The 13,566-nt window shown below is 68.1% G+C and carries 11 protein-coding genes; 9 read left to right on the top strand and 2 right to left on the bottom strand.

What is annotated here, in order from left to right; translation table 11 throughout:
- Positions 1-52 precede the first annotated feature (52 nt).
- The 4 genes from GA707_RS01350 (at position 53) to GA707_RS01335 (ending at position 5,355) form a co-directional block, all read left to right on the top strand.
- Entirely contained in the window at positions 53-1,111 is a 1,059-nt protein-coding gene (locus tag GA707_RS01350; protein ID WP_152176618.1) for a zinc-dependent dehydrogenase, read from the top strand.
- Positions 1,112-1,261: 150 nt separating this feature from the next.
- Positions 1,262-2,650 carry an NAD(P)/FAD-dependent oxidoreductase gene (locus tag GA707_RS01345; RefSeq protein WP_152177025.1) on the top strand — a complete coding sequence of 463 codons (1,389 nt, stop codon included), beginning with the start codon at positions 1,262-1,264 and terminating at the stop codon, positions 2,648-2,650.
- 39 nt (positions 2,651-2,689) lie between these two features.
- Positions 2,690-3,982, top strand: a complete 1,293-nt coding sequence (locus GA707_RS01340; RefSeq protein ID WP_152176617.1) for a pitrilysin family protein — start codon at positions 2,690-2,692, stop codon at positions 3,980-3,982.
- Positions 3,979-5,355: a pitrilysin family protein gene (locus GA707_RS01335; RefSeq protein WP_152176616.1), complete on the top strand. Its 1,377-nt coding sequence runs from the start codon at positions 3,979-3,981 to the stop codon at positions 5,353-5,355. The genes GA707_RS01340 and GA707_RS01335 overlap by 4 nt, the downstream gene beginning before the upstream one ends.
- Positions 5,356-5,412: 57 nt before the next feature.
- Here the strand turns inward: GA707_RS01335 and hisN are convergent, their stop codons facing one another.
- The gene (hisN, locus tag GA707_RS01330; RefSeq protein ID WP_152176615.1) at positions 5,413-6,228 is read right to left on the bottom strand and encodes a histidinol-phosphatase; all 816 of its coding nucleotides are present in this window, start codon (positions 6,226-6,228) and stop codon (positions 5,413-5,415) included.
- 282 nt (positions 6,229-6,510) lie between these two features.
- On the opposite strand from hisN, the gene GA707_RS01325 reads away from it, so the two are divergent.
- The 5 genes from GA707_RS01325 to GA707_RS01305 all read left to right on the top strand — a co-directional run bounded on the left by GA707_RS01325 (position 6,511) and on the right by GA707_RS01305 (position 12,491).
- Entirely contained in the window at positions 6,511-8,151 is a 1,641-nt protein-coding gene (locus GA707_RS01325) for an ABC transporter substrate-binding protein (RefSeq protein WP_152176614.1), read from the top strand.
- Between the two features lie 245 nt (positions 8,152-8,396).
- Positions 8,397-9,323, top strand: coding sequence for an ABC transporter permease (locus GA707_RS01320; RefSeq protein ID WP_152176613.1), 927 nt, complete (start codon positions 8,397-8,399; stop codon positions 9,321-9,323).
- Positions 9,316-10,236 (top strand): ABC transporter permease, encoded by a 921-nt coding sequence (locus GA707_RS01315; RefSeq protein ID WP_152176612.1) that lies wholly within the window; start codon positions 9,316-9,318, stop codon positions 10,234-10,236. The genes GA707_RS01320 and GA707_RS01315 overlap by 8 nt, the downstream gene beginning before the upstream one ends.
- Before the next feature lie 10 nt (positions 10,237-10,246).
- Positions 10,247-11,299, top strand: coding sequence for an ABC transporter ATP-binding protein (locus GA707_RS01310; protein ID WP_152176611.1), 1,053 nt, complete (start codon positions 10,247-10,249; stop codon positions 11,297-11,299).
- Positions 11,292-12,491: an ABC transporter ATP-binding protein gene (locus tag GA707_RS01305; protein ID WP_152176610.1), complete on the top strand. Its 1,200-nt coding sequence runs from the start codon at positions 11,292-11,294 to the stop codon at positions 12,489-12,491. The genes GA707_RS01310 and GA707_RS01305 overlap by 8 nt, the downstream gene beginning before the upstream one ends.
- 14 nt (positions 12,492-12,505) lie before the next feature.
- On the opposite strand, the gene rsgA is transcribed toward GA707_RS01305, so the two are convergent.
- A complete protein-coding gene (gene rsgA, locus GA707_RS01300; protein ID WP_152176609.1) occupies positions 12,506-13,540 on the bottom strand; it encodes a ribosome small subunit-dependent GTPase A in 1,035 nt (344 codons plus the stop codon).
- Positions 13,541-13,566 lie beyond the last annotated feature (26 nt).

The raw sequence follows: 13,566 nt of genomic DNA, 5'->3' as shown, positions 1-13,566 counted from the left end.
ACCGTGACCGGTACGGTGGTCGACACGATGACGTGACGACGAAGGAGAACCGATGAAGGCACTGCGTTTCTACGCTCCTGGCGACCTGCGGCTCGAGGAGGTGCCGGAGCCGGTCTGCGGTCCGGACGAGGTCAAGCTGCGGGTCCGGAACTGCTCCACGTGCGGGACCGATGTCAAGATCCGCAACAACGGACACCAGAACCTCAGCCCGCCCCGCATCCTCGGCCACGAGATCGCGGGAGAGGTCGTGGAGGTCGGTGCCGAGGTCAACGAGACCTTCGGGTCATCATGGAGGCCGGGGGACCGCGCACAGGTCATCGCGGCCGTTCCGTGTGGGGAGTGCCATGAGTGCCGCAAGGGGTGGATGGAGGTCTGCCAGAACCAGACGTCGGTGGGGTACCAGTACGACGGCGGGTTCGCCGAATACCTCATCGTGCCTCGTCAGGTTCTCAAGGTGGACGGTCTCAACCGGATCCCGGACAACGTGGGCTACGACGAGGCATCGGCCGCCGAGCCGTTCGCCTGCGCCATCAATGCGCAGGAGCAGCTCGGGATCGAGGAGGGCGACTTCACGGTCGTCTTCGGAGCCGGACCGATCGGATGCATGCACATCCGCATCGCTCGGGGCGTCCACAGAGTGGGCCCCGTCGTGCTCGTCGACATCAACGACGAGCGGCTCGCGATGTCCGCCGAGGCCGTCGCTCCGGACCACGTCGTCAATGCAGCGGACGAGGACGTCGTCGCAAAGGTCATGGAGCTGACCAACGGTCGGGGCGCCGACGTGATCATCACCGCGACCCCGGCGGGCATCACCCAGGAACAGGCCATCGCGATGGCTGCCCGCAACGGCAGGATCTCCTTCTTCGGAGGCTTGCCGAAGACGAACCCGAACATCACCGTCGACTCGAACGTCGTCCACTACCGCCAGCTGCATCTCCACGGTGCGAACGGCTCGTCACCCACACACAACAAGATGGCGCTCGAGTACATCTCCACCGGGCAGGTGCCCGTCAAGGACCTCATCACCGAACGGGTGCCGCTGGAGCGGGTGCTCGACGCGTTCGACATCGTCGCGGGCGGCAAGGCCATCAAGGTCACTGTCGAACCCTGACCGCCAGCGACCGCGCTGGCGCCGGTCGGTGACCCAGGGCACGTCACGAATCGGCATATCGGGGCCGCCGCCGGTGTTCCAGCGACCATGACCGACCAGACACCCGCGCGCGGGCAGGACGCGACCGCCTCGAGAACGACCGACCCGACCATGACCGACCCGAGCACGACCCAGAAGCACAGCGCCGAGCCGAGCACCTCCGGGCCGCGCTCGGGTCGGCACCGCGTCGTCGTCATCGGGTCGGGCTTCGGGGGCCTCTTCTTCACGAGGGCACTGCGGAGGTCCGATGTGGAGGTCACGCTGATCGCCCGGACCACGCACCACCTGTTCCAACCCCTCCTCTACCAGGTCGCGACCGGGATCCTGTCCCAAGGGGAGATCGCGCCTGCCACACGGGAGATCCTCGCTCGACAGGCGAACGCGAGGGTGATCCTCGGCGACGTCACGGAGATCGACGCCGGAGCGCAGACGGTCACCAGCGAGCTGCTCGGCCAGCAGGTCGTCACTCCCTTCGACACGCTGCTGGTCGCGGCGGGCGCGGGCCAGTCATACTTCGGCAACGACCACTTCGCCCGCTATGCGCCGGGGATGAAGAGCATCGACGACGCGTTGGAGCTCCGCGGCCGGATCTTCGGTGCCTTCGAGGCGGCCGAGGTGGCCCGGACCGAGGATGAGCGTCGCCGGCTGCTGACGTTCGTCGTCGTGGGTGCCGGACCGACGGGGGTCGAGATGGCGGGGCAGATCGCCGAGCTGGCGCGACGCACTCTCAAGCGCGACTTCCGTTCCATCGACCCGCGCTCCGCGCGAGTCATCCTCCTTGATGCCGCTCCCGCAGTTCTGCCCACGTTCGGAGAGAAGCTGGGCGGCCGGGCTCGCGAGCGGCTCGAGAGCATGGGCGTCGAGGTCGTCCTCGACACCATGGTGACCGACGTCGATGCCGCGAGCGTCTCGGTGCGTCGTCCCGACGGCACGACGGACCGGATCGAGGCCGTGACCAAGGTGTGGGCCGCCGGGGTGGCGGCATCACCGCTGGCGACCCAGCTGTCCGCACAGACGGGGGCCACACTGGACCGCGCCGGACGCATCGAGGTGCTGCCCGACCTCACCCTGCCGGACCACCCGGAGATCTTCGTGGTCGGCGACATGGCCTCACTCAACGACTACCCCGGTGTGGCCCAGGTCGCGATCCAAGGGGCTCGCTACGCAGCGGACCAGGTGCGGCGCCGGCTAGCGGGCAAGGCCGAGCGTGGCCCGTTCGAATACCACGACAAGGGGTCGATGGCGACGATCTCGCGGTTCTCGGCAGTCGCCAGCATCGGCCGCTTCCAGTTCGGCGGGTTCATCGCCTGGTTGCTCTGGCTGGCCATCCACCTCGTCTACATCATCGGCTTCAAGCACCGCGTGACGACTCTGCTCCACTGGGCCGTCAGCTTCCTGGGCCGCGGGCGCGCCGAGCGCACGTCGACCGAGCAGCAGGTCTTCGCTCGCAACGCCATCGACGATCTCGGGGAGGAGTACTCACCGACGCTGCCGCAGTGAGCAGGTCTCGGCCGGCGCGCGCTCGTTAGGGTTGGCTGCATGCCGCTGGACTACCCGATCCACGACCACACCCTCGCCAACGGGCTGCGTGTCGTCGTGTCCCCCGACCACACCGTGCCGGTGGTCACGGTCAACCTGTGGGTCGGTGTGGGGTCACGGCACGAGGCGCCCGGCCGGACCGGGTTCGCCCACCTGTTCGAGCACCTGATGTTCCAGGGCTCGAGGTCGGTCGCCGGCGGCGAGCACTTCGCGGCTCTGATGGCCCAGGGTGGCCGGCTCAACGCCACGACGTGGTTCGACCGCACCAACTACTTCGAGACCGTCCCCATCGGGGCGCTCGAGCTCGCCTTGTGGCTCGAGGCCGACCGGCACGGCCACCTCCTCGCCGCAGTGACCCAGGAGAACCTCGACAACCAGCGCGATGTCGTCAAGGAGGAGAAGCGGCAGCGCTACGACAACCAGCCGTACGGCAACGCGCTCGTCGACGTCTACGCGGCGACCTTCCCGGACGGGCACCCCTACCACCATCCGACCATCGGGTCGATGGCGGACCTGGATGCGGCCGGGCTCGATGACGTGCACGCGTTCTACCGCCGTCACTACGCCCCCGACAACACCGTGCTGACACTCGTCGGAGACGTCGACGTGGACTCCGCCCTCGACCTGGTCGAGCGGTACTTCGGTGGGCTGGACCATCGCGCCAGGCCCGACGGTAAGCGGTCGGCCCAGCTCCCGCCGGTCGAGGGCCCGGTCCGGGTCGACCGCTTCGACGACGTCCCGAACGATCGCCTGCACCTCGCCTTCCGGCTGCCGGCCGAGGGATCCGACGACTACCTCGCCGCATCGCTCGCCCTGGACTGTGTCGCCGGTCTGACGTCGTCGGCCATGGTGACCCGACTGGTCCGTCGAGAGCAGGTTGCCACCTCCATCGGTGCCCACGCGATGGGCTTCGTCGACGGGTCCTCACTCGGGCTCGTCGTTGCCGACATCGCAGCGGGACACGACGCGGACCGGGTCGAGGAGGAGATCGCGGCCGAGCTGACCCGGTTCGCCGAGTCGGGACCGGCCCCCGAGCTCGTCGAGGCGGTGCGGGCCCAGGCCGAGCGAGGCTGGTTGTCCGCTCTGGCGAGCGGCGAGGAGCGGGCCGATCTGATCAGTCAGTACACCCTCCTCCACGATGATCCCCAGTACATCAACACAGCGCTCGACCGAATCCTCGCGATCGATGCGTCCCAGGTGCACCGCGCGGCCCGGGAATGGCTGCGGCCGCAGCATCGGGTGTGTGTCGCATACCTCTCGCGGGACGCCGACGCCGAAGGTGCGGCGGCATGACCGCGCAGCCGGGCTCCACCCCCGTGGTCCCGCGCCCCGCGGTCGGGGCAGCACCGCCGTGGGCCTTCCCACTGCCGTCGAACGACGGGCATCTCGACAACGGCCTGCGCGTGGCCGCCTACGACGTTCCTGGGCAGTACGTCATCTCCGTCTCGATCGTCGTGCCGCTGCTGCTCAGTGACGAGCCACGGGACGTCGAAGGCGTCGCGTCGCTGATGAGCCAGCTGCTCGACGAGGGGACCGAGCGTCACGACAGCGAGAAGTTCGCGGCACTCCTCGAACGACACGGAATCGCACTCTCCGCGGGCGTCAACGACGGTGCCCTCATGGTGGACGTCGACGTCCCCGTCCGGCACCTCGAGACGGCTCTCGCGCTGCTCGCCGATGCTCTGGCGATCCCCGCCTTCCCCGACGACGAGGTTCGCCGCCTGCGCAGCGCGAGGTTGGCGGAGATCGAGCAGGAGCGGGCCTCGGCCCCTCATCGGGCCGCGCGCGAGCTCATCGCCACCCTCTGGGCCCCGTACGAGCGGGCTTCCCGACCCACCGCCGGAGCGGCCTCGATCGTTGCCCAGATCACCCGCGCCCACGTCGCCGAGTTCCATGCCGAGCGTGTCGGTCCGATCGGCGGCTCGCTCGTCGTGGCCGGAACGCTGTCCGGCATCGACCTGTTCGCGATGCTCGACCGCACCCTCGGCCGCTGGCACGCCCCCCGCCACGCCCAGCCGTCCCCGCCCGCCGCTCCCGACCTGGCGGTCGACGCCGCACGCGTCGTCCTGGTCGACCGTCCGGGGTCGGTGCAGAGCGAGCTGGCGATCGGTTGGCGAGGTCCCGATCGCCGGGTAGCGACCGGCTGGGCGCCGTATCCGGTCATCGGCTTCCTCCTGGGCGGCTCACCGGGAGCGCGCATCGACGCGGTCCTGCGCGAGGAGAAGGGCTACACCTACGGGATCCGCACCGGCTTCCGGCCCCGAAGGGCGGGAGGCCTGCTGCTGACGAGCGGCTCCGTGCGAGCGGATGCGACAGCGGAGTCCCTCGAGATCCTGGCCGAGATCCTGGACCCGGCGAACGTGTCGTTCAGCGACGACGAGCTGCGCTCGGGTGTCGACTTCATCGCGGGCACCGCCCCGGGCCGGTTCGCCACCGCCGGGGCGATCGGCGACGAGGCGGCATCCCTGCTCATGGACCGCCTGCCGCTCGACTTCACGACCCGCACGCGCGAGGCGACGTTGGCACTGACGACGTCGGACCTCGACGTGGCGTACTCCGCGATCGCCCCGCCCCACTGGTGCGTCGTCGTCGTCGGGGACGCATCGCTCTACGCGGACCGCGTCCGCGAGCTCGGCATCGGGGACGTCTCGGTCGTCGCGAACTGAGCCGGTCGGTCCGAGATCCGCAGTCGGGCCAGACGCAGCGCGCAGGTGCGAGTGGGCTCAGCCCGGCCGCGCCCCCTCGGCGGGGTCCGGAGAACCGACGTACTCGAGCACCGCGTCGTGGAGAAGTCCGTTGGTCGCCACCGCGTTGCCGCCGTGCGGGCCGTCCACCCCCGCGAGGGAGGTGAAGCGTCCCCCCGCCTCGGTGACGATCGGCACGAGCGCCGCCATGTCGTACAGCGCGAGGTCCGGCTCGCACGCGATGTCGGCCGCCCCCTCGGCGACGAGCATGTAGGACCAGAAGTCGCCGTAGGCCCGGGTGCGCCAACAGGCGTCCAAGAGGTCGAGGAAGCGCTGGCGCCGACCGAGCTGGCGCCAGCCGCCCAGACTCGAGTACGAGAGCGACGCGTCGGCCAGCCGATGCACCTGCGAGACCCGCATGGGTCGCGCGGAGGTCAGACTGCGACCCGTCCAGGCACCTGTTCCCCGAGCGGCCCACCACCGTCGCCCGAGGGCCGGCGCGGCGACCAGTCCGAGGACCGGGTCGTCCCACTCGTCCAGGAGGGCGATGAGGGTGGCCCAGACCGGGACCCCGCGCACGAAGTTGTGGGTTCCATCGATCGGGTCGATCACCCACCGGCGGGGACCGCGTCCGGTCGTCCCGGACTCCTCGCCGACGACGGCATCTCGGGGGCGGGTCCGGCCCAGCTGTCCGCGGATCAGGTCCTCGGCCGCGCGGTCCGCGTCGGAGACGAGGGTGAGGTCCGGCTTCGTGTCGACGGCGAGGTCCTCTGCCAGGAAGCGGGACATGGTCGTGGACTCGACGGCGTCAGCGAGGACATGGGCGAGCCTCAGGTCGTCGTCGAAAGAGAGCACGGTCCGCAATCTACAGCGCCGGGTATGCGGTGGCAGCGTACGTACTCGGCTGCAACGCGGGCGGATCGCAAGTGGCTAGCCCATGACAAACGCTTATGGGTGAGTTCGGCATGTCACAAATGGGTCTCGACTCGCCCTCCGATGCCGCACATCGCGCCCGATGGGGGTTACATATGACTGCCGCCCTTTCGGCGGCACCGGGCGGGCTGACCTCACCAGGACGGCTGGTCCGCCGTCCGCCCTCGGAACCCCGAGGTCGTTTTCGAATCAAGGAGGACATCCATGCGACGAACCGCTCGCACGGTTGCCATTGCCGGCATCTCGGCGGTCGCGCTCCTGGCGACCGCATGTGGTGGCGACAGTGACGACACGACCGCAACCGATGGGAACGAGACAACGGCCGCCGAGGGTGCCGCCGGCGGCGAGATCGTCGTCGACGGATGCACGCCGGAGAACCCGCTCGTCGCGGGCAACACGAGCGAGACCTGCGGCGGAGACGTTCTCGAGATGATTACAGCCCGGCTCGTCAACTACAACGCCGACGACGCGTCCCCCGAGAACGACATCGCCGAGTCGATCGAGACCGAGGACAACCAGACGTTCACGGTCAAGATCAAGCAGGGCTACATGTTCCAAGACGGGACCGAGGTCAAGGCCCAGAACTTCGTCGACGCGTGGAACTACACCGCGTTCGGGCCCAACGGCCAGACCGGAAGCTACTTCATGTCGCCGATCGAAGGCTTCGCCGAGGTCAACGCCGAGGGCTCGACCGTCGAGGAGCTGTCCGGCCTCGAGGTCGTCGACGACTACACCTTCACGATCCGCACGAGCGAGCCGGTGTCCAACCTGCCGGTCCGCCTCGGCTACACCGCCTTCGCGCCGCAGCCGGACGCCTTCTTCGAGGATCCCGAGAGCTTCGGCAAGGCTCCGATCGGAGCCGGTCCGTACCAGGTCACCGAGTACAACGACGGACAGAGCATCGTCGTCGAGAAGTTCGCCGACTACAGCGGTGACTTCGGTGGCCAGGTCGACAAGATCACCTTCCGGATCTACCAGGACCAGGACGCGGCCTACAACGACCTGCTCGCAGGACAGATCGATGTGATCAGGACCATTCCGCAGTCGGCTCTGATCGACGACAAGTACCAGTCCGACCTCGGTGACCGCAACACCCAACGCGAGACCGGCCGATTCAACTATGTCGGCATCAACACGGTGGTGAGCACGGACCTGGCGGACCCCGCCATCCGCAAGGCGATCTCGATGGCTATCGACCGCGAGACGATCAACGAGCAGATCTTCAACAACAGCTACACTCCGGCCACCGGCTGGGTCTCCCCGGTCGTCGACGGATACCAGGAGAACGCCTGCGGCGAGTTCTGCACCTACGACCCGGAGGCCGCCAAGGCGATGCTCGACGAGGCCGGCGGCTACGACGGTGAGCTGACCCTCAGCTACAACGGTGACGGCGACCACAAGGCGTGGACCGAGGCCACCTGCAACAGCATCTCGCAGGCCCTCGACATCTCCTGCACCGCGACCCCGGTCGTGGACTTCGCCACCTTCCTGACCCAACTCGGGAACGGCGAGATGACGGGCATGTGGCGTCTCGGCTGGGTGATGGACTACCCGTCCATCGAGAACTTCCTGGCCCCGATCTATGCGGAGGGCGCAGACAGCAACTACTTCGGTCCGTACGTCAACGAGGAGTTCGAGAGTCTGCTCACCCAGGCGGCGGCCGCACCCAGTCTCGACGAGGCCAACGCTCTGTACCAGCAGGCGGAGTTGCTCCTCGCCGAGGACATGGTCGCCATCCCGATGTACTACCCGAAGACGACGATCGGCTGGTCCGAGAAGGTGAACCCCGTCACGATCACCGCCTTCGGCCGTCCCGACCTCGCCAGTGTCACGCTCGCGCAGTGATTGAGGGCGAACTCGGTCGTAGCTGAGCGATCGGCCTGCCGGAGCATCCCGGCAGGCCGATCCTCTCTGCCCGGGGCGGAACGCGCCGAGCCCTCGTTCGGGGGCCCGTGGGGAGTAGTGTCGACGTACAGTTCCGATCGTGCGGCGACATGGTGAACCGCCGCCAAGTCCCGAGTCTGCTGGAGTAGTGTCCGTGCCACACGATCGGCGGGTGAGTTGTCACCCGCGCTGACGAAGGAGGTGCGATGGGCAAGTACATCGTCCGCCGCCTGCTGCAGATGATCCCCGTCATCATCGGGACGACATTCATCATCTACGCCATGGTCTTCGCGCTACCCGGAGACCCCACCGCGGGCAAGTGCGGGGAGCGACAGTGCCCGGAGTCGTTCGTCGCGGAGTATCGCGAGAAGTACAACCTCGACGACCCGTTGCCCATCCAGTACGCCAAGTACATGGGTCAGGTGGTCCAGGGAGACTTCGGAACCAACCAGTACGGCGTCGAGGTCCGTGAGGACCTGGCCAAGCGCTTCGCCGTGACCGGCCGCCTCGCCCTCATGGCCATCGCCGTCGAGATCGTCATCGGCATCTCCGCCGGAATTCTCGCGGGCATCCGAAAAGGAAGATTCGTCGACAATCTCGTGCTGGTCAGCACGCTGGTCGTCATCTCGATCCCGATCTTCGTCATCGGCGCGGTGCTGCAGTACTTCCTCGGGGTGCGGCTTGGCCTGTTCCCGGTCACCGTGTCGTCCGAGGCGACGACGTACGAGCTCCTGCTGCCGGCCATCGTCCTCGGTTCGCTGTCCGTCGCCTACGTCGCCCGGCTGACCCGGACCAACCTCGTCGAGAACCTGCGTGCCGACTACGTGCGCACCGCGATCTCGAAGGGTCTCTCCAAGCGACGCGCCGTGGGCCTGCACGCCCTGCGCAACTCCATGATCCCCGTCATCACCTTCATCGGCTTCGACTTCGGTGCGCTGCTCGGCGGCGCCATCGTCACCGAGGGCATCTTCAACATCCAGGGGGTCGGCGGCTACATCTATCGCGGGATCCAGGTCCGGGACGGGGTCGCCGTCGTCGGGGCCGTGACCGCTCTGGTCATCATCTACCTCTTCGTCAACCTCATCGTCGACCTGTTGTACGGCGTGCTCGACCCGAGGATCAGCCATGACTGAGCAAGCCATCGTCGAGACTGCACACTCGAGTGACGCGAACCCCGTCGGTGAGGCACGCTCCCTCGGTGCTGACGCCCGTCGGGCGCTCGCGCGCAACCCGTTGTTCTGGATCTCGGCGACGATGATCTTCATCTTCGTGCTCATGGCCATCTGGCCGAGCCTCTTCACGAACACCGACCCCACCGAGGCGGTCTTGAGCCAGGCGAGAGAGCGCCCGAACTCCGAGGCGTGGTTCGGCCGGGACATCCAGGGCTACGACATCTACGCACGCGTGATCTACGGTGCCCGGGCCTCGATCCTCGTCGGAGTGTTCACGACGCTGTTCACCACGACGATCGGCGCCGCCCTCGGCATCACGGCCGCCTACTTCGGCGGGTGGACGGACTCGTTGATCTCGCGGGTCACCGACATCTTCTTCGCCATCCCGCTCCTCCTCGGAGCCATCCTCTTCATGTCGGCCTTCCCCTCGTCGAACGACCCCTACTTCGTGGTCGTCTTCAAGGTCGTCGCGGCGATCTCCCTGCTCGGATGGCCCGCACTGACACGGCTCATGCGCTCCTCGGTCATGCAGGTGCTACCCAACGACTACGTCCAGGCCGCTCGAGCCCTCGGTGCGAGCCCCTGGCGGATCATCAGGTCCCACGTGATCCCCAACTCACTCGGTCCCATCATCGTCGTCGCGACGATCAACCTCGGCGCGTACATCGCCCTGGAGGCGACGCTGTCCTTCCTCGGCATCGGCCTCCAGCCGCCGGTCATCTCCTGGGGCGTGTCGATCAACGACGCCATCGTCGGCCTGCGGACGACTCCGCACATGCTGTTCTTCCCGTCCCTGTTCCTCAGCCTCACGGTGCTCGCCTTCATCATGCTCGGTGACGCGGTCCGTGACGCCTACGACCCCAAGACCCGATGAGGAGCACGCCATGAGCGCGACCACGGTCGACACACCCCAGGAGAAGCGGGGCTCGGGGTCGAAATCGAAGTACGTCCCTCAGGACGGCTGTCTCCTCGAGGTGGACGACCTGTACGTCGAGTTCCACACCGAGGAGGGCGTCGCCAAGGCCATCAACGGGGTGTCGTTCGATCTCAGCCAGGGCGAGACCCTCGCCATTCTGGGCGAGTCGGGATCGGGCAAGTCGGTGACCGCCCAGGCCATCATGGGCATCCTCGACATGCCCCCGGCCAAGATCCCGTCCGGGCAGGTGAGGTACTGCGGCCGCGACCTGCTGACCATGGATCCCAACGAGCGGCGTCACACCCGTGGTCCGGAGATCTCGATGATCTTCCAGGACGCGCTCTCGGCGCTCAACCCCGTCTTCCCGGTTGGGTGGCAGATCGCCGAGATGTTCCGTCAGCACCGCGGGATGAACAAGTCCGACGCCCTCGAGCGAGCGGTGGGCCTCATGGAGCGTGTCTCGATCCCGGCCGCCCGGGAACGCGTCAAGGCCTACCCCCACCAGTTCTCCGGTGGCATGCGCCAGCGCATCATGATCGCGATGGCCATCGCCCTGGACCCGGCGGTGCTCATCGCCGACGAGCCGACGACGGCGCTCGATGTCACCGTGCAGGCCCAGATCATGCAGCTGCTGGCCGACCTGCAGCAGGAGCGCCAGATGGGTCTGATCCTCATCACCCACGACCTGGGGGTCGTGGCCGACGTGGCCGACCGAGCGTGCGTGATGTACGCCGGGCGGCTCGTCGAGAAGTCAGAGATCCTGGACCTGTACGCCGCCCCTGCCCATCCCTACACCAGGGGCCTGATCGATTCGATCCCCCGGGTCGACCAGAAGGGGCAGACGCTGGCGGCGATCGGCGGGCTGCCGCCGAACCTGACCCGGATCCCTCCGGGCTGCCCCTTCCACCCACGGTGCTACCTCGCTCGGGACATCTGCTCGGGGGAGCGCCCCGAGCTGCGTGAGTTGGTCCCCGGTCGCTTCGCCGCCTGCCACTTCTCCGAGGAGGTGCTCGGTGCCTGAGGTCATCCTCCGCGCCACCGACCTGGTCAAGCACTATCCGATCAAGGCGGGAGTGTTACGCCACACGGTGGGTCACGTCAAGGCCGTCGACGGGGTGTCCTTCGACCTGCACAAAGGTGAGACGCTCGGCATCGTCGGAGAGTCGGGGTGCGGCAAGTCGACCCTCGGTCGCGTTCTTATGCGCCTCGAGGAGCCGACGTCGGGCAGCGTGGACTTCGACGGGGTCGACATGTTCCAGCAGTCCGGATCCGCCATGCGCCGGCTCCGCAGGGACATCCAGATCATCTTCCAGGACCCCTACACCTCCCTCAACCCGCGCAAGACCGTCGGCGACATCATCGGCGAGCCGTTCGAGATCCACCGAGAGGTCGTGCCGAAGGGCGGGCGCAAGAAGGCCGTCCAGGACCTGCTTGACGTCGTGGGCCTCAACCCCGAGCACATCAACCGCTACCCCCACCAGTTCTCCGGGGGGCAACGCCAGCGCATCGGGATCGCGCGCGGGATCGCTCTACGACCCAAGGTGCTGATCTGCGACGAGCCGGTCTCCGCTCTCGATGTCTCCGTCCAGGCCCAGGTGGTCAACCTCCTCGAGAGGTTGCAGCGGGAGATGGGTCTCGCCTACCTGTTCATCGCCCACGACCTCTCCGTGGTCCGGCACATCTCGGACCGGGTCGGAGTGATGTACCTCGGCAAGATGGTCGAGCTCGGCACCGAGGACGAGGTGTACCAGCGCCCGACCCACCCCTACACCCAGGCCCTCCTGTCCGCCGTGCCGGTGCCCGATCCCACGCTGCGCGGGAAGAGGGAGCAGATCGTCCTCTCCGGGGATGTCCCGTCACCGGCGAACCCTCCCTCCGGCTGTCGTTTCCACACGCGGTGCTTCAAGGCCCAGGACGTGTGCTCGGTGGAGGAGCCGGAGTTCGTCCAGCGTCCCGACGGCGCCGGGGGCCACCGCAGTGCGTGCCACTTCGCCGAGGTGCGTCAGATCGTCCCGACCTCGGACATCCCGACCCGGGAGCCGGACGAAGGTCGAGGAAGCGATGGCGCGCGAATCGGCGCCGGCGCCCCTCCCGAGGACGTCCCCGCCCCGGGGGTCGACGAGCGGGGGGTCATCGACCCGACCAGACCCGCCGCCGACTACCAGATCGGTCACGACGACGTCGCGCCGGAGCCACGCGACCGCCAGAGCTGAGGTCGACCGCTCGATCAGCGCGTTCCGGCGGTGTCCTCCTCGGAGGTCCGCGACCTGAGGAGTCTTCGCAGGCTCTCGAGGCGGTGCGGGAGGTGCGGCTGCTCGGCGGCGTGTTCCGCCACGAAGGCGTCCAGCCCGCAGTCGGCCTCGTCGTGCGAGCATGAGCGAGGGCACTGAGAGGTGCCTTCGGCGAATTCGGGAAAGTGGTCGATGATACGGGCCGGGTCGACGTGCGCGAGGCCGAACGAGCGGACTCCCGGGGTGTCGATCACCCAGCCGTCGTCGTCCGGAAGTGGCAGGGCGATCGCCGAGGAGGACGTATGCCGTCCTCGCCCGGTCACGACGTTCACCACGCCGGTGGCTCGGCCGGCGTCCGGGACGAGCGCGTTGACGATGGTCGACTTGCCCACTCCTGAGTGCCCGACCAGAACGCTGACCTGTCCGCTCAAGCACGCACGCACCTCATCGAGACCCTCTGCGCCCTGGGGGCTGATCTGCGTCACTAGGACGCCGACGTCGAGGTCGCCGTACAACGACAGGAGGTCGCCGGGGCTGGTGAGGTCGGATTTGGTGAGGAGGAGGATCGGCGTCAGCCCGGCATCGTAGGCCGCCACGAGGCAACGGTCGATGAGTCGGGTCCGAGGTGGTGGGTCCGCCAGCGCCGTGACGATGATGAGCTGATCCGCGTTGGCGACGATGACCCGTTCGACCGGGTCGTTGTCGTCCGCGGTTCGGCGCAGGACACTCCGACGCGGGTTCTGGCGGACGATCCGGGCCATGGTGTCGCGCTGACCCGAGACATCTCCCACGATGCCGACGGAGTCGCCGACGACGATGCTCTTGCGCCCGAGGTTGCGGGACTTGACCGCGGTGACCATGACGTCATCGACCAGGACGTGGTAGCGGCCGCGGTCGACCCCGATGACCCGACCGTCGACGGCATCATCGTGCCGGGGACGGTCCTTGCTCCGTGGTCTGCTGCCGCGCCGCGACGGGCGGACCCGCACGGCGTCCTCGTCGTAGTGGTCGTACCGTCCCGCAGTGCTCATGGCCGGTCCCGACCCCGGGGTGGTCC

It is taken from the genome of Nostocoides sp. F2B08 (assembly GCF_009184895.1).
In the GTDB taxonomy this organism is placed as follows: domain Bacteria; phylum Actinomycetota; class Actinomycetes; order Actinomycetales; family Dermatophilaceae; genus F2B08.
Note: the sequence above shows the minus strand (reverse complement) of the source record. Positions and strands in the feature narration are given on the sequence as shown.

Excerpts from the sequence above, each read along its gene's own strand:
- rsgA (WP_152176609.1), bottom strand. The coding sequence starts at position 13,540 with ATGAGCACTGCGGGACGGTACGACCACTACGACGAGGACGCCGTGCGG.
- GA707_RS01310 (WP_152176611.1), top strand. The coding sequence starts at position 10,247 with ATGAGCGCGACCACGGTCGACACACCCCAGGAGAAGCGGGGCTCGGGG.
- GA707_RS01315 (WP_152176612.1), top strand. The coding sequence starts at position 9,316 with ATGACTGAGCAAGCCATCGTCGAGACTGCACACTCGAGTGACGCGAAC.
- GA707_RS01345 (WP_152177025.1), top strand. The coding sequence starts at position 1,262 with ATGACCGACCCGAGCACGACCCAGAAGCACAGCGCCGAGCCGAGCACC.
- GA707_RS01335 (WP_152176616.1), top strand. The coding sequence starts at position 3,979 with ATGACCGCGCAGCCGGGCTCCACCCCCGTGGTCCCGCGCCCCGCGGTC.
- GA707_RS01340 (WP_152176617.1), top strand. The coding sequence starts at position 2,690 with ATGCCGCTGGACTACCCGATCCACGACCACACCCTCGCCAACGGGCTG.
- GA707_RS01325 (WP_152176614.1), top strand. The coding sequence starts at position 6,511 with ATGCGACGAACCGCTCGCACGGTTGCCATTGCCGGCATCTCGGCGGTC.
- GA707_RS01320 (WP_152176613.1), top strand. The coding sequence starts at position 8,397 with ATGGGCAAGTACATCGTCCGCCGCCTGCTGCAGATGATCCCCGTCATC.
- GA707_RS01350 (WP_152176618.1), top strand. The coding sequence starts at position 53 with ATGAAGGCACTGCGTTTCTACGCTCCTGGCGACCTGCGGCTCGAGGAG.